Genomic DNA, 17,333 nt, shown 5'->3' on the forward strand with positions numbered 1-17,333 from the left:
GCCAGCTTCCTCAAGGCAGCGGCTGATGAGCGCAGGGTCAAGAACATCCGCGAGCGTATTCAGAGGATTACGAAGAGAATCGTAACGAGAGACGATATCAAGGGCCTGACTGAGCTGCATAAAAAAATCCGGAAACGAAGCGTTTCCGGATTCTTACACAGCCACTGGATCGTTCAACTGATCCTTAACTGATCGGCATTAGCCCGTTTGGGCCCTCTTCACTTTAACGCTTATTCTTTTTCAGATGCGACATCAGTCGCTGGCGTTTGCGCTGCTGCGTCGGTGTCAGCAGGTTACGTTTGCCCGCGTACGGGTTGTCGCCTTCTTTAAACTGAATGCGAATCGGTGTGCCCATCACGTTGAGTGAGCGACGGAAGTAGTTCATCAGGTAACGTTTGTAGGAATCTGGCAGATCCTTCACCTGATTACCGTGAATCACCACGATCGGCGGGTTATAACCACCAGCATGGGCATACTTCAGCTTCACGCGGCGACCACGCACCAGCGGCGGCTGATGGTCGTCAGAAGCCATGGTCATGATGCGCGTCAGCATCGCGGTGCCGACACGTTTGGTTGAGCAGTCGTAAGCTTCGGTCACGGATTCGAACAGGTTACCTACGCCACTGCCGTGCAGCGCCGAAATAAAGTGAATGCGCGCGAAATCGATAAAGCCCAGACGGAAGTCCAGCATCTCTTTCACTTCGTCACGCGCTTCCTGCGTCATGCCATCCCACTTGTTGACCACGATCACCAATGAGCGACCGCTGTTCAGGATAAAGCCGAGCAGTGACAGATCCTGATCGGAAATGCCTTCACGTGCATCAATCACCAGCATCACCACGTTGGCATCTTCAATGGCCTGCAGCGTTTTGATGACAGAGAATTTTTCTACGGTTTCGGTGATTTTTCCGCGTTTACGCACACCGGCGGTATCAATCAACACATACTCGCGCTCATCACGTTCCATTGGAATGTAGATGCTGTCACGCGTGGTGCCCGGCATGTCGAAGACCACGACGCGGTCTTCACCCAGGATGCGGTTAGTCAGCGTTGACTTGCCGACGTTAGGACGGCCAACGATAGCCAGCTTGATCGGCAAGGTGGTCGGGTCGAAGTTTTCTTCTTCCTCTTCCGCCAACGCCTTCTCGTCCTCTTCTTCTTCTAACGCGGCCCAGTAAGCGGCGTTTTCTTCTTCTTCCGTCAACTCCACTTCCGGAACGGCTTCTTCCATCCATGGCAGCAACGCAGCTTCAAGCAGGTTGTTCACACCGCGACCGTGCGAGGCCGCAATCGGATGAATGTCACCCAAGCCCAGCGCATAGAAATCCAGCACGGCAGCATCAGGATCGAGACCGTCAGTTTTGTTCGCGACCAGGAAGGTGGCTTTTTCGCGCGAACGTAGGTGATTGGCGATCTGTTGATCGGCCGGCATCACACCCGCACGCGCATCCACCAGGAACAGCACCACATCCGCTTCTTCAATCGCCAGCAGCGATTGTTCTGCCATGCGGTTTTCGACGCCTTCCTCGGTGCCATCAATACCGCCGGTATCAATAACAATGAATTCGCGCCCTTCCACTTCGGCGCGACCATATTTGCGATCGCGAGTCAGTCCAGGAAAATCCGCTACCAGCGCATCACGAGTGCGCGTTAAGCGGTTAAATAGCGTAGATTTTCCCACATTGGGACGCCCAACCAGCGCGACCACAGGTACCATAACACTTGCCTCAGTTTTAAAAATAAATCGCCCGAATGGCGTGATTATAACGACATTTGCCAGAAGGCGTCAGGCTGAAGGCGCTAAGAATACCATGCCTGACTAAAAACGAAACGGCCCCTGACGAATCAGGAGCCGTATTAGCGAGCAGGAAGCCGGTTCCTGCAAAGCCCAATCTTAACGAGTGATGGCGTAAACTTCGCCGCCCTTCGCCTGGATCAGCAGCTTGTCACCGGCAACCACCGGGTCAGTCTGGAAGCCATCGCTGTCCAGTTTCTGCTGCGCAACAAAGCGCCCGTCAAGGGTGTTAATCCAGTGCACATAACCTTCGCTATCGCCAACCACCAGATAACCGTTAAACAGCACTGGTGAAGTCAGGTTGCGATGCAGCAGATCGCTCTGGCGCCAGATGGCCACGCCACCGTCGGCATTAAGCGCAATCACGCGGTCATCCTGATCGACCAGGTAAATACGACCCGCATCAACCACCATGTCTTTCACGCCGCCGATTTCGCGTTTCCACAGAATCTGGCCTGAACGCAGTTCCAGCGCGGTCAGATTACCGTTGTAAGCCAGCGCATAGATCACACCGTTAACCACAACCGGCGTTGTATCCACATCGCTCAGACGATCAATCTCTGTGGCGCCACTTGGCTGCGAAATACGCTGCTGCCAAATCAACTGCCCCTGGTTCATGATCACTGCACTCACGCGGCCATTGTCACCACCGACAATCGCACCACCGAATGCCACAGTCGGCGCAGACTCACCGCGCAGTGACAGCGCAGGCATATCGAGGTTGACGCTCCACTTGATCGCGCCAGTACCCTGGTCCAGCCCCTGCAACATACCGTTGCTGGTGTGGATCAGTACCAGGCCATCACTCACAACTGGACGCGACATCGCTTCACCGGCGACTTTCGTCTGCCAGGCGATGCTGCCATCGCTATTGTTCAGTGCAAAGACCTGGCCGCGCTCGCTGCCGATATAAATGCGATCGCTGGTAGCGGTAATGCCGCCAGAGAGAAGAGCTGAGATGTTTTTCGAGAAGAAACCGGTTTTCTCAGAGAGATCGACTTTCCATTTCTCTTTACCGTTGCTGGCATCCAGGGCTTTCACTACGCCAAAGCGATCGGCCGCATAGACGGTACCGTCCTGCCAGGCTGGATGCAGATTGGAATAGAAATCGCCAACGCCATCACCCACCGAGGTGCTCCAGGCCGTCTGTGGCGTAAACTGGTTTTCCACTTTCGGCAGCGGAGCCATTTTTACTACATCTTCTTCGCCGCTGAACAGCGAGCAACCGCTGAGCAGAGTGACTGAAATCAGCCCTGGCAGCAGGTATTTACGTAATTCCATGTGCGCTCTCTTGACTGGCTTAACTTAAGTTATTCATCTTCATCTGCAGCATTTGCTTCAACGCAGGAGAGGCCTGCGATTCAGCACCTTTGCTCCAGGCATCACGTGCGCCCTGCTTGTCGCCTTTGCTCAGCAGTGCTTCGCCACGAATGTCCGCAATAATGGCTGTCCAGCCATCACCCTTAACATTGTTAAGAGTTGAAAGTGCGGCATCGGCCTGATTTTGCTGCAGTTGAATGCGCGCCAGACGCAGGTTAATCACCGCCTGCAGGTTGGCATCTTTGGTATCTTTCAGCCCGCTCTGAAGCAGCGTAATGGCTTTATCTAACTGATTTGCTTCAACGTACTGTTTCGCTAAATCGAGCGAAGCCAGTGCGCCATAAGTGTTGTTATTTTCATTGGCAAAGGCGGCAACCGCTTCCAGCGTTTGCGGCTTATCCGCCTGCATCGCAGTGGTCAGTTGTTGATACTGTGCCGACGCAGCTTTATCCGCACCATCCTGATGACTGGTCCAGAAACGCCAGCCACCCAGTGCAGCAATGCCGATGATCACACCCACAGCCAGCGCTTTGCCGTTGTTCGCAAAGAACTGACGCAATGCGTCAACCTGTTCGTTTTCGTTGCTGTAAACTTCCACGCAATCCCTCTCCTTTAAATGGCTGTTGCAGTGCTGCGTTTACTGCAGCAGCGTGCGCAATGTCGCAGCGGCTTCGCTTTGGGCAACGGTTTGTTGATCGCCTGTGCTCAGGTTTTTAATCACCACCTGGCCCGCTTTCACTTCGTCTTCACCCAGCACCAGCGCAATGCGTGCGCCCCACTTGTCTGCACGGCCAAACTGCTTCTTGAAGTTACCACCACCGAAGTTGGTCATCAGCTTCAGCGCCGGATCTGCATCACGCAGTTTTTCCGCCAATTGCATCGCAGCGGACTGAACGCCCTGCCCCGAAGCGATAACATAGACATCAACAATGCGCGTCGGTTCAAATTCTGGATTAACCGCCTGAACCAGCAATACCAAACGCTCAAGACCCATGGCAAAACCGACCGCTGGCGTAGCGCGACCACCCAACTGTTCAACCAGACCATCGTAGCGTCCACCGGCACACACGGTGCCCTGTGAACCTAAGCTGTTGGTCACCCACTCAAACACGGTGCGGTTGTAATAATCGAGGCCACGCACCAAACGCTGGTTCACGGTGTAAGCGATACCCGCGTCATCCAGCAGGCTGCACAGCCCGTCGAAGTGCGCGCGTGAGTCTTCATCAAGATATTCATTCAGCGTCGGCGCATCGTTCAGCAACAGCTGGATGTCCGCGTTTTTGCTGTCGAGTACGCGCAGCGGATTGCTGTACATACGACGTTTGCAATCTTCATCCAGTTTATCTTTGTGCTGCTCAAGGAAGGCCACCAGCGCATCGCGGTAGTTTGCACGCGCTTCCAGTGATCCAATAGAGTTGAGTTCGAGACTCACGTGTTCAGCGATACCTAACGCTTTCCACCAGCGTGCGGTCATCATAATCAGTTCAGCATCGATGTCCGGGCCTTGCAGACCAAACACTTCCGCGCCAATCTGATGGAACTGGCGGTAACGACCTTTCTGCGGACGTTCGTAGCGGAACATCGGACCGATGTACCACAGACGCTGTTCCTGATTGTACAGCAGACCATGCTCAATACCGGCGCGCACGCAGCCCGCGGTGCCTTCCGGACGCAGGGTCAGGCTTTCACCGTTGCGGTCGTCAAAGGTATACATCTCCTTTTCAACCACATCGGTGACTTCACCGATAGCGCGTTTAAACAGCGGGGTCTGCTCTACAATCGGCAAACGGATTTCGCTAAAGCCATAACTGGCCAGCACCTGCTTCAGGGTGCCCTCAATACGCTGCCAAATCGCGGTATCCGCCGGCAGGTAGTCGTTCATCCCACGGATCGCTTGAATATTCTTCGCCACGTTAGAATCTCTTAATACAAAAAAACCTGTCCGGCATCATACCTTATGAGGATGAAACCGCACAGGTTCAATCACAAACCGGCACGCGGCGGGCGCGCACCGTCCCTTATTTTTCCAGCTGCTGCACGTTAATGCGGCGGCTTTCATCCAGCATGCTGGCCTTGGCACGAATACGTGCTTCCAGCTGGTCGATCATATTGTCGTTATCGAGGCGATCGCGCTGACGCACACCGTCCTCGTAGAAACCACTTTTACGGCTACCGCCCGTCACGCCCATGGTTGAAACTGTGGCTTCGCCAGGACCGTTCACCACACAACCGATAATCGAGATATCCATTGGCGTGATGATGTCTTCGAGACGTTCTTCCAACGCATTCACCGTCCCAATCACATCAAATTCCTGACGTGAACAGGTTGGGCAGGCAATAAAGTTGATACCGCGTGATCGAATGCGCAGCGATTTCAGAATGTCGTAACCGACCTTGACTTCTTCCACCGGGTCTGCCGCCAGAGAGATGCGCAGCGTATCGCCGATCCCTTCCGCCAGCAGCAAGCCCAGGCCGATCGCTGATTTTACTGAACCGGCGCGCGCGCCACCCGCTTCAGTAATACCGAGATGCAGTGGCTGATCGATGGCTTTTGCCAGCAGGCGATAAGATTCAACGGCCAGGAACACGTCAGAAGCTTTTACGCTCACTTTGAACTGATCAAAGTTGAGGCGATCGAGGTGATCAACATGGCGCATCGCGGATTCGAGCAGCGCCTGTGGCGTTGGCTCACCGTATTTTTCCTGCAGATCTTTTTCCAGGGAACCGGCATTCACGCCGATACGGATAGGAATGTTGTAATGGCGGGCACAATCCACGACCTGGCGGATACGCTCATTGTTGCCGATATTGCCGGGGTTGATGCGCAGGCAGTCGACGCCATATTCGGCGACTTTCAGTGCGATACGGTAGTCAAAATGAATGTCCGCCACCAGCGGCACATTGACCTGTTGCTTAATCAGTTTGAACGCTTCCGCCGCATCCATGGTCGGAACAGAGACGCGCACGATATCGACACCGACACGCTCAAGCTGGCGAATCTGGTTAACCGTGGCGTCCACATCCGTGGTGCGGGTGTTGGTCATTGACTGAACGGCAATGGGCGCACCATCACCAACCGGCACCTTGCCGACGTAAATCCGTGTTGATTTGCGACGGATAATGGGTGCTTCGTTATGCATATTCTCTCTCCACAATTACCCGGAAAGCGCGCTGCGCGTTATTGCGCACCCAGCGTCAGACGGGCAACCTGGTTATTACGGATAAAACGACTTAAATCAACGGGCTGATTCTGATATTGCACATCAACCGCACTCGGAGCGCCAATTTTCAGACGATACGGAGCCGTTCCGGACAAGCTGAGCTTACCGCCGCTACGTTGCAATCCGCTGAACAGCTTCTTGCCAGTAGCGTCGGTGACTTCCAGCCAGCAGTCGGCTTTGAAATTCATCACCACCGCATTTGGGTCGCCCGCTGGCTGGCTTACCGCCGCGTTGCTGGTCGGCATTTGACCTGCTGGTACACTGTTGGCAGGTGCCGGAGAGGTGGCTGCTGGCGGTGCGTTATCGATCGGTGCCTGGCTCGGTGAAACCACGGCGTTATCGCTGCTGGTCGCAGGCGCAGTGGTGTTGGCAGCCGAAGCCGCGTTGTTGCTGGTACTCGGTGTCGCAACCGCACCTGCACCGTTATCCACCGGCGTACCGGCGGCATTGGTATCACTGTCAGTCGCGCTGTCAGTGCTGTTTTCACCCAGCGGAATAGACTGACTGTTATCGCTGCTGCTGCCATTCTGGTCAGCCATTGAGACCAGATCGGCCTGCGAGGCTTTATGGTTTTGCCACCACCACGCGCCGGTCAGACCGATGACGACAAAAATCACCAACCAGGTGAAAATCATCAGCCAGCCATCACGCTTTTTACGGCGCTTACCTAACGAGAAGCTCTGCATTGGCTCAATTTTGGCCGCGCGCACGGGAGCCTGCTTCGCCATCATCGGCAACAGGTCATCTTCCGGCACATGCACCAGACGAGCATAAGAACGAATGTAACCGCGCAAGAACGTCGAAGCTAAATCAGCTGGCGACTTATCCTCTTCAATGTCTCGTACGGTAGAAAGTTTCAGGCACAGGCGTTCAGCGACATTTTGCTGAGTCAGCCCCATCTGCTCACGGGCCAGACGCAGGCGTTCACCTGTGGAATGTACTGCAGAATTCTCTTGAGTGGCTTCAGTATTCATTAGCTAAATAACGCTGGTACTGTATCGATTGTGGAAAACTTCGCGCCAACCGGTCGCCATAACGTGTAACGTCAGCAGCGTTTCCCTGTTGCGCGGCGAAACGTATTTGTAACCACTGGCTCTCTGCCGTTGCGGGCAAACGCTGGTGGTACACTTCTAATAGCAGCGGAACCGCCATGCGATCCTGCTGTTCAAGCCGCCTTTCCACTTCCAAAAGCAGTTGACTGCCCTGCTCCGGTGCGGCAATCAGCGCGTTGCTCAAAGACTCGCGCGCTGAGGCACTCTCTCCAGCCTGCAGGTAACAATAGCCCGAAAACAGAAATGCATCCTGACGAGCTTCGATTTCCTGTGCAGCCATCGCCAGCTTAAACTGTTGATGCGCTTCGCCATACTGCCTTAAACCGCAAAGAAACGCACCGTAATTGTTAGCGATGTAGCCATTCGCTGGCGCTAACTGCTGGGCGCGTTGGTAGTGCCAATGGGTCTGCGCGCTATTCTGCTGCGCCTGTGCCAGGCGCGCAAGCGCCAACGGCACACGATAATCTCGCGGTGCGGCCCGCTCAGCGCGTAATAAATTACGCTGTGCTGCGGCAAAATCTTTCACCGCCAGGTAGTGCAACCCTAGCTGTAGCCTGATATCCGCAGCGCCTTGCTGAACCGGTGGATTGACACACCCGGTTACAACAAAGCCCGCCAACAACACTGCCGATAATCCTTTGTGCATTTCAGTCTCTCCCTCTGACATCAAGAGGAGAGACTGGCACGGCTTACGCCCGGTGGGTATCACCAGGCGCCGTGTTTCAGAGCGCCTTCACAGAGATGGTTTCACCGGCCATTTTCTTACGCAAGGTGCGCTTAGTACGGTCGATAACATCACCCGCTAACTGACCACAAGCCGCATCAATATCGTCGCCACGCGTTTTACGCACGATAGTGGTGAATCCGTAATCCATCAGTACTTTGGAGAAACGATCGATACGGCTGTTTGAGCTACGACCATATGGCGCGCCCGGGAACGGGTTCCATGGGATCAGGTTAATCTTGCACGGCGTCTCTTTCAGCAGTGCAGCCAGCTCGTGCGCATTGTCGGTGCTGTCATTGATGTGATCCAGCATCACATACTCAATGGTCACGCGGCCCTGATTGGCGTTCGATTTACCAATGTAGCGTTTAACCGCCGCGAGGAAGGTTTCGATGTTGTACTTTTTGTTGATCGGCACAATTTCGTCACGAATCGCATCGTTCGGAGCGTGCAGCGAAATCGCCAGTGCCACGTCGATCATATCGCCCAGCTTATCCAGTGCCGGCACTACGCCCGAAGTTGACAGCGTCACGCGACGTTTTGACAGACCAAAACCGAAATCATCCAGCATGATGTCCATTGCTGGCACCACGTTGTTCAGGTTGAGCAAAGGCTCGCCCATGCCCATCATCACCACGTTGGTGATCGGACGCTGGCCGGTAATTTTCGCCGCGCCGATAATTTTCGCCGCGCGCCATACCTGACCAATGATTTCGGAAACGCGCAGGTTACGGTTGAAGCCCTGTTGCGCAGTCGAACAGAATTTGCACTCCAGCGCACAGCCTACCTGCGAGGAGACACACAGCGTTGCACGGTCAGCTTCCGGGATATACACGGTTTCGACCAGCTGATCGCCCACGCGAATCGCCCACTTGATGGTGCCATCGCTGGAACGCATCTCTTCCGCTACTTCCGGCGCACGGATTTCAGCGCGTTGCATCAATTTGCCACGCAGCACTTTGTTGATGTCAGTCATCTGCTCGAAATCATCGCAGCAGTAGTGGTACATCCACTTCATGACCTGATCGGCGCGGAACGGCTTTTCACCCATCTCTAAAAAGAATTCGCGCATCTGCTGACGGTTAAGATCCAGCAGGTTAATTTTTTCGTTTTTTGGGGAAACAACCACGGGGGAAGCGGACGACGGCGTCACAATCTGTTCGGACATAATGTTCTCTGGCCTCGTTGTTACACGTTACGGCTCTGGTTAAGAATAGGAAAAAAATAACGCCCTCGCTGAGCCAGGCTCAACAAGGGCGCATTATTGTACTACATCTGCTGCATGATGCCAGGGGAACGACTTTACCGATGATGAAAAGGTGTAAAGTCGTTTATCCGCATTGGCAGCAACGCACTTAGCGAGTGCGTGGGCAGACTTCGTTCTCTGCGAAGAAGTATGCGATTTCGCGTGCAGCAGATTCAGCTGAGTCAGAACCGTGAGTTGCGTTCTCAGTGAAGCTGTCAGCGTAGTCAGCACGCAGAGTACCAGCCAGTGCGTTGTCTGGGTTGGTTGCACCCATCAGGTCACGGTGACGCTGAACGGCGTTTTCGCCTTCCAGAACAGAAACAACCACTGGACCAGAAGTCATGAATTCAACCAGACCATCGAAGAATGGACGACCTTTGTGCTCAGCGTAGAAGCCTTCAGCCTGCTCTTTGGTCAGGTGCAGCATTTTTGCGCCAACGATTTTGAAGCCTGCGCTTTCGAAACGGTTGTAGATAGCACCAATCACGTTCTTAGCGACGGCGTTTGGTTTAACGATAGAGAAAGTACGTTCGATTGCCATGATGACCTCTAGTTAGCATCCTGAAGAAACCGGGAATTCGCTCCCGGTAAGAAAACGCGCCGATTATAGGGACATCATCGGGCGTTGCCTATTGCCGATTGGTGGAATTATCGAAAATAATTGATTTTTGTCGGGGCGAACACGCGCAAAATCTGGCATGCACGGATAACTAACCCCGAATAAATGAGACGGATGCCAGTTGGCCCGCCTCATCCATCACCACCAGTTGATACTGGCCCGGTTCGCTGAGCACCAGCGCCGCACTGTTTTGCCCGGATTGCTGTTCCACCGGTTGACCGTTTAAAAACCACCAGCGCTGCGCCCCCTTTCCGCCCTGAACGGCCACCGGCAGCACCAAAACCACTTTGCCTGGCAGCGGCTGCACACGCTGCCCCTCAATCACACCGGTGATCAAGAGCGGTGGCGCACTGCCCTGATTTAAGGGCGGACAGCGAGCATCAACAGGCGGCAGACGCTGCTGGCGGCGTTCCGCCACTGGCAGCCAGGGCTCCAGCGGCAGAGGCCACATCAGACGCTCCTGGCTCTGTGCATCGGGGCAATCTGCCGCCACGCGTAAGCCCTGAGGGTTGATCCAATAACGTTGACGTAGACCATTCACACCTTCCTGGCCGGGCGCCAATAGTGTCGGTGGCACGGTTTGATTCAGTATCCAGCTTTGGCGGCGCTGGCGGCAGTTTTCGTCGCCCTGCGGCAAAGGTTGTCCTCCGGGCCAGCAAATGATCATGGCGCTGACGCTCTTCGGCCGCGGATCGCGCGGTACGCCGTGCAGCGGCATATGCCCCGCCAGCAGGTTGTTAACCTGATTCATCACCGGTACCGCAGAGGCAAAACCAAACTGCCCGGCAACCGGTGTGGCATCCGGTCTGCCGACCCATACGCCAATTAAATAGCGCGGCGTAATAGCGATAGTCCAGGCATCGCGATAGCCGTAACTGGTGCCAGTTTTCCAGGCCAGTGGTGCAATATCAGGAATGGCCGCGGATGGCAGCGCTTCGCCCGCCAGAATATGTCGCACAATCCAGGCTGCGCCCGGCGAAAGCAATGGCCGCTCTTGTAATCGCTGATTGGGCAACCAGCGCAGCTGGGCGGCATTCCCCTGACGGGCAAAAGCGCTATAAGCCGCGACAATCTCATCCAGCCGCGCACCCGTGCCGCCGAGCACCAGTGAAAGATTGGGTTCGGCCCCTGCTGGGAAGCGCAGATTCAAGCCGACATTGCGTAACCGCGCCGCCACCGTTTTGGGTCCAAGCGCATCCAATAACTGCACCGCTGGCAGGTTCAGCGACCGCTCCAGCGCCTCGCTGGCACTTACCGGACCATGAAAACCGGAGTCAAAGTTTCCGGGGCGATAATCACCGAAACGGCGCGGCACATCCTGCAGCAGTGATTCACCGTGGATCAGTCCATCATCCAACGCCATGCCATAAACAAAAGGTTTTAACACCGATCCCGGCGATCGCACGCTGGAGATCATATCGACATGACCAAAGCGACTGTCGTCAGTGAATGACACCGAGCCAACATAGCCACGCACTTTCATATCCTGATGATCCACTACCAGCAGCGCCAGCGAGGTGCGTGGCGGCAACTGGGTTTTCATCGCTGACGCCAGACTCTCCAGCTCGCGCTGCAGCGACACATCAATGGTCGAGGTAATTTTGTTGTCGGGAGAGAGCGACAGCAGGCGGCGTGCCAGCAACGGTGCCATTTGCGGCGTTTGTCGCGGCGGCAACCACACCGCTTCCTGTTTAATATCCGCCACATCCTGCGCCGACCACACATGATATTCTGCCAGTCGATCCAGCACTTTATTGCGCGCCGCTTCCGCACGTTGCGGCCAGCGGTCCGGGCGCAGACGGCTCGGGGCCTGTGGCAGCACGGCGAGCAACGCTGCTTCACCTTTGGTGAGCTGAGATGGCGGCTTACCCAGCCACATCCAGCTTGCTGCGCCAATGCCTTCCACCGTGCCGCCAAACGGCGCACGATTAAGATAGAGTGTGAGAATGTCGCGCTTGGATAAGTGCCACTCCAGCTGTAGCGCGCGCCAGGCTTGAATCATTTTACCGGTTAAGGTACGCGGTTGTGGGTCGATCAATCGCGCTACCTGCATCGTTAGCGTGCTGCCGCCTGACACAATGCCGTGATGCAGCAGGTTTTGACCGATGGCGCGCACGATCGCCATCGGATTGATGCCGGGATGATGCCAGAACCAGCGATCTTCGTAAGTGAGCAGCGCCTGAATATAGTCGGGCGAGACCTCCTCCAGCGTCACCGGATAGCGCCAGACGCCTTGCTTGTCGGCAAAGCGCCACAGCGGCGTGCCATCCTCCGCGACCACCACACGTGCAGGTTGCACTTCCTGCAGCGGCAAAGGATCCAGTCGATCCAGCAGCCACAGGCTCGCTAACAGCAGCAGTAAAAAAAGCGGCAGCCAGCGCCACCGCTTCAGTGCATGCCCTTTTTTCATTACCGCTTAGCGCACATTCAGTTTTTCCGGCGTGGTGCCAATCGCGCGCCACTCCGGCACATACATTGATTCGACCTGCGGAGGCGGCAGACGATAGCTACCCGGCGTCACCGCGCGTGCCAGATACAGCAACGTGGCTGGTGTGTAGCCATCCAGCGCCAGTGCCGCAACGAAGCGGTCATCACGGAACTCAATGTGTTTGATGTTGGCTTGTTGCATATCCATCATGCTCTCTTTCAGTGCATCGGCGCTGTCGCCCAGGCTGGCGCTACTGTCACTCAGGTTCTGGTTTTCCAGTTCCAGCCCCGCCGGCAGCAAATCCACCACCAGCGCATCGCTCACCCGCTCGCTGGCCGCCACTTTCAACCGCACCACCAACAATTCACCACTTTTCAGGCTGGTGAGGTCGGCAGGCTTACCGTCGAGGGTGAAATACTCGCGGGTGATCTTCAGCACGTTGCTGATCGGCGACGGTGCTGCTTGCGGATAACCCACCACATTGAGCGTGCCGTAAAGCGGCGAAGTATTGTCGCTTTTCACCGACAAGCCCTGACGTAGCTGATCTTCGCTGATCCCCATGTTCAGCGTCTGATTGCTGCTCAGCGGTTCGCTTCTGCCCTGCAATGTGGCTTGCCACTGTTCACCTTTGTGCTGCTGCAAGGTGCGAGCGGCGAGGAACAGCGCATTGTTTTCCTGGGTGGAGAACCAGCGCTGACCATGCACCGCTTTCGCCAGATCAATCAGTAATGGCCCCTGCATATCGGGCAGCAGTTGGTTTTCTGTGATGAGCGCAAGAATCAGCGCGCGGTCACGCACCGGGCTGCCGTAATCACCCAACCAACTGTTGGGTTTGCGCTCCAGCCCGATGCCCTGTGCCAGCGCCAACTGCGCACGCTGTTGATCACCCATCAGTTTCAGCGCCACACCCAGTTGCACCAGCGCCAGACCTGATTTTGCCTGCTCACGCTTGTCGTACAGTGCACGCAATGCACCGAGCGGCGCCTGTTGCTGTCTTGCTAATACCAGCCCGGCGTAAGCTTGCACACTGAAACGCAATCCATCGGCATCGCTGCTCCAGCTGGTTTCTATCTGTGCCGGGTCCTGCAGATAGCGCAGCAAGCGTTCATCGGCGCGGCTGATCACCCCTTCCGGCACGCTGTAGCCCGCTTCACTGGCGCGCAGCAGGAAATCGGTGACGTAAGCCGTCAGCCAGAACTCCTCCTGACTCTCTTTGCTCCACAAACCAAAGCTGCCATTACCGCGCTGCATACCCGCCAGGCGCGCAATACCGGTGGCAATCGATGCCCGGCGTGCCTCGTCGGTGCTGGTTTTGATACCCAGCACATCCAACTGTGCTTTGTTGGTGAACACCGATGGCCAGATGCCGCTGGCGGTCTGCTCAAGGCAGCCGTAGGGATAGGCATACAGCTGGCTGATAAAGCTGGCGATATTCAGCGGCGGACGATTACTCAGCGACAACTGTCCGGTCAGCGTATCCTTTTGCAGGCCGTTAAAGGCACTTGCCACCACCTGCCAGCTTTTGCCCGTTTGCATCACGTTGTCGAAACTCAGGGTTTGGGCGGGATAAGCCGGACGCACGCCGATGGTCCATTTACGCTCGCTGGGCTCCAGCGTTTCACCTGGCAGACTCATGCCAGAGACTTTGAGCTGCACCGCCCCCTCACCAAAGGCGCCCTGGGCTTTAACCGGGATTTGCAAGGTCGTGCGCGCACCTTTCGCCAGTTGCACGCTAGAAGTGACAGTGCCGTTCAGGGCGATCAGGCCCTGCGTGGTTACGTCGACGTTTAACGTCTGCGGCTGATCGGTCAGGTTGGTGAGATCGAGCGCCAGCGTCGACTGGTCACCGCTGGCCATAAAGCGCGGCGTCGCCAGTTCACTGATGAGCGGCGCGGCCACCACCATTTTGCGCTCCGCTGAGCCGAAGCTGTCAGCACTCCATACCTGCGCCATCAAGCGTAACTCGCCATTAAAGGCCGGAATCGGGAGATCGATGGTGCCTTCGCCGTTGGCATCCAGCGTCACCGGCTGCAGCTGTTGTGCGACGATCTGCACATCAGTGACCGGCTTCTTACCGCCGCGCGACAGCGCATCGGCATCATCGCCGTCACCACCAAAGCGCAGTGCCGCCAGCTTGCCACCGCCTTCGATAAGCTGACCGTAGACATCATATTGATCGGCGTTGTAACGCTTGCGGCCAAAGAACGCGTCCCACGGATTTGGCGTTTTGTAATCAGTGATGCTCAACACGCCGCTGTCCACCGCTGACAGCAAGACCTGAACCTGTTTAGGCAACTCACCGCCTTCACGGCTGGCTTTCACCTTCACTTTTATCGTCTGCTCAGGGCGGATTTTTTCGGGCGCATCGATCGCCAGATTGAGACGTCGCGCTTCTGTCGCCATCGGCAGATGCAGCAGACCCACTGCGCGTTTTGGTGTGGTGCCGTTGGCTTTATCGCCATCACGCACCACAATTGCGCTCAGATAGAGATCGTGACGCTTCCAGCTTTCATTTATGGGCACATCAATGGTTGCGCCACCCGCGGGCACGTCCAACGGCTGCCACCACAGTGTGCCACTGCTGGATTCCACCATCAGATAGCCTTTACCGGCAGCCGGTGATTCCACCTGCACTTTTGCAGTATCACCCGGTTGGTAGGCGCTTTTATCGATTTTCAGTTTGACCTGATCGGGACGTAACGCGCCGGTGCCGTCGGTGTTGTCCTGCCACCAGTAGCCCGCATTGAAACGCACGCTGCTGACAATGTTCTCGCCCGCATGCACTTCCAGACGATAGGTGCCCCACTCCACCGGGAAGCTGATTTTCTGGCTGCCGCCTGCGGCAATAGTGATGCGCTGCTCGTCTTCCTGCAGATCCTTCTGGTCATAACGCGACTGCCACCCTTCGCTGTCTGAGAAGCTCCAGAAGTAGTCACGGCGTTCATGGATCAGGCGCACATCCAGATCCTGCGCCGCCAGTTTTTCGCCTTGCGGATTGGCATACACCACATCAAATTCCGCCAGGCCGTTTTCAGGTACAGTCGGCTCATCGCGGTAACGATCGGTGCGATAGTCATAAACTGACTCACTGTTAAACAGTGGACGGATACCCGGCAGTGCAGGCGCGGGCCAGATCGATTGAGTCGCGCGACGTGTCACCGGACGCCCACCGGTTTCCAGCAGGCTGGCTTGCAGTATCAGGTTTAGCGGCGAATGACTTTCTGCCCAGCTGCTTTCCACGTTGAGCTGCAGTTTGCCGTTCTCATCCAGCTTTTCATCAACGTCATCGAGACTGCGCTTCAGATCTTCAGTGATATCGCCAAATTGATAGCCTGGCAGCGCTGCCACAGCTTCACGCGCTGGCCGCAGGAACAGCTGCCCCTGCAACTCATTGCCCGCCGCTGGTGCGCCATACAGATAACGGCCCTCGACATCAAAGGTCACTGAGGCGTCCGGTGCCAGCGGCTGTTCGCTGTTGCTCAATGCCAGCGCCATCCGTTCTGGCAGGAAATCTTCGACATGGAACGACCAGTTGCGCGGCTGGTTATCACCACTGTTGATGCGCAGCGTCCATTCACCGGTCATGGCTGAAGCCGGAAGAGCAAAGCGCTGCTGGTACACACCGTTCTCCGGCTGCCAGACAAAGGTCTGGGTGACTTCACCATTAGGCTGCACCACTTCGGCTTTGACCGGTTGTGGCGGCAACGGCTTGCCATCGGCATCACGCAGCAGCGCATTAACGATCACCGTTTCACCGGGGCGATAGAGATCGCGCGGGCCGAACAGGAAGAACTGTTTATCGTAACCCTGCGGACCATCAATCGGGAATTCGGCCAGATCCAACGCCGGACGATTGAGATCGATCAGAGAGGTTTGCCCTTTCTGCGTTGCCAGCAGCAACTTGCCTTTGGCGTTGGCGGGCAGACGCAGATGGCCATTGCTGTCACTGGTGCCACTCGCCAACTGTTGGCCTTTCTCGTCCAGCAGTTGCACATTGACGTCAACTAGCGGTGCGCCATTGGCGAGGCTTTGCGTAAAGAGTTCCAGTTGATCCGGGAAGCTATGCAGCGATAAACCAATGTCGCTGAGCGTAAACAGGGTTGCTGGCTGTGTGTAATTGTAGGTTCCGGCCTGTTTCATCACCGCCAGATAAACACCGGGCTGCTTGAGCGCATCCACATCGCTGAGCGGCAGCTGCATCTTCTCACGCGTGTTGCGGGCCGGATTGAGATCAAAACGTCCGCTGTAGACCAGATCGGCATTTTTAAGCAGGTCGCGTGATTCCCAGTACGACAGGTTGTTACCGTAATTCCACTGGGCGAGAAAATCGGCCAGGGCGGCACTTTTTACCCGGAAGAAATCGACATCAATGTTGTTCACATTGAGTGCCAGCACCGGTAATCCCTGCGTCAGGCGCAGCGGCAGCAGCGATCCGCGGCTGGCGAAGCCCACCATCGGCTGGATATCACGGGTAGTCAGCGTCTGGCTGAAAGGGCTGGATAAGGTACTGCCATCGGCGGCCTTGAGGCCAGCATCGACGGTCACCGTTAATTTGCGCGACGGTTCAGGATGGCGGAAGCGTAGCGCCTTGCCATTCTGCGCCAGTTCCCAGCCGCCATCGACCTTGCCGCTTTTCTCATCGCTGATATGGACCCGCGCATTCAAGTCCTGTTTGCTATCGATGGCGGTATTGAAACTCAGCACCAGTGCTGATGCGCCATCCAGTTGCAGCTCGGAAAGGTCGATCACCGAGATCGTTTTCGCCGCATTTTGCACCACAGGCGTATCCTCAGCCTGCGCAGGCAGCAAAGCGCCGCCCAATAGTGTTCCGCCGATCAGCACGCTGAGCAGCAGTCGATTAACGCGTTTTGCCATGGTAAGTCCCTCACCAGCCCCAAAGGTTAAAATAGTGTGCTGCGCAATTTCAC

General features: G+C 56.0%; 12 protein-coding genes. All 12 read right to left on the reverse strand.

Annotation, left to right across the window (positions count from 1 at the left end; all coding sequences use genetic code 11):
- On the reverse strand, positions 1-120 hold a 120-nt coding region (locus tag FD744_RS25720; RefSeq protein ID WP_237449367.1), incomplete at its 3' end, for a hypothetical protein.
- A gap of 103 nt (positions 121-223) precedes the next feature.
- The gene (der, locus tag FD744_RS24000; protein WP_034825679.1) at positions 224-1,717 is read right to left on the reverse strand and encodes a ribosome biogenesis GTPase Der; all 1,494 of its coding nucleotides are present in this window, start codon (positions 1,715-1,717) and stop codon (positions 224-226) included.
- A 177-nt stretch (positions 1,718-1,894) separates the two neighbouring features.
- The gene (bamB, locus tag FD744_RS24005; protein WP_160869792.1) at positions 1,895-3,076 is read right to left on the reverse strand and encodes an outer membrane protein assembly factor BamB; all 1,182 of its coding nucleotides are present in this window, start codon (positions 3,074-3,076) and stop codon (positions 1,895-1,897) included.
- Between the two features lie 19 nt (positions 3,077-3,095).
- Positions 3,096-3,713, reverse strand: coding sequence for a YfgM family protein (locus FD744_RS24010; RefSeq protein WP_045814917.1), 618 nt, complete (start codon positions 3,711-3,713; stop codon positions 3,096-3,098).
- 39 nt (positions 3,714-3,752) lie between these two features.
- Positions 3,753-5,027 carry a histidine--tRNA ligase gene (hisS, locus tag FD744_RS24015; protein ID WP_058959137.1) on the reverse strand — a complete coding sequence of 425 codons (1,275 nt, stop codon included), beginning with the start codon at positions 5,025-5,027 and terminating at the stop codon, positions 3,753-3,755.
- A gap of 106 nt (positions 5,028-5,133) precedes the next feature.
- Positions 5,134-6,255: a flavodoxin-dependent (E)-4-hydroxy-3-methylbut-2-enyl-diphosphate synthase gene (gene ispG / locus FD744_RS24020; RefSeq protein ID WP_034825671.1), complete on the reverse strand. Its 1,122-nt coding sequence runs from the start codon at positions 6,253-6,255 to the stop codon at positions 5,134-5,136.
- 38 nt (positions 6,256-6,293) lie between these two features.
- Positions 6,294-7,310: a cytoskeleton protein RodZ gene (gene rodZ / locus FD744_RS24025; RefSeq protein ID WP_038645413.1), complete on the reverse strand. Its 1,017-nt coding sequence runs from the start codon at positions 7,308-7,310 to the stop codon at positions 6,294-6,296.
- On the reverse strand, positions 7,300-8,034 hold the full coding sequence (pilW, locus tag FD744_RS24030) for a type IV pilus biogenesis/stability protein PilW (protein ID WP_160869794.1): 735 nt from the start codon (positions 8,032-8,034) through the stop codon (positions 7,300-7,302). The genes rodZ and pilW overlap by 11 nt, the downstream gene beginning before the upstream one ends.
- A gap of 76 nt (positions 8,035-8,110) precedes the next feature.
- Positions 8,111-9,280, reverse strand: coding sequence for a bifunctional tRNA (adenosine(37)-C2)-methyltransferase TrmG/ribosomal RNA large subunit methyltransferase RlmN (locus tag FD744_RS24035; RefSeq protein ID WP_034825665.1), 1,170 nt, complete (start codon positions 9,278-9,280; stop codon positions 8,111-8,113).
- Between the two features lie 187 nt (positions 9,281-9,467).
- The gene (ndk, locus tag FD744_RS24040) at positions 9,468-9,899 is read right to left on the reverse strand and encodes a nucleoside-diphosphate kinase (protein ID WP_007884899.1); all 432 of its coding nucleotides are present in this window, start codon (positions 9,897-9,899) and stop codon (positions 9,468-9,470) included.
- A gap of 169 nt (positions 9,900-10,068) precedes the next feature.
- On the reverse strand, positions 10,069-12,387 hold the full coding sequence (gene pbpC, locus FD744_RS24045; RefSeq protein WP_160869796.1) for a peptidoglycan glycosyltransferase PbpC: 2,319 nt from the start codon (positions 12,385-12,387) through the stop codon (positions 10,069-10,071).
- A 6-nt stretch (positions 12,388-12,393) separates the two neighbouring features.
- Positions 12,394-17,280 (reverse strand): alpha-2-macroglobulin, encoded by a 4,887-nt coding sequence (locus FD744_RS24050; RefSeq protein ID WP_160869798.1) that lies wholly within the window; start codon positions 17,278-17,280, stop codon positions 12,394-12,396.
- Between the last annotated feature and the right edge of the window lie 53 nt (positions 17,281-17,333).

This window comes from Pantoea sp. Taur, assembly GCF_009830025.1.
Lineage (GTDB): Bacteria > Pseudomonadota > Gammaproteobacteria > Enterobacterales > Enterobacteriaceae > Pantoea > Pantoea communis.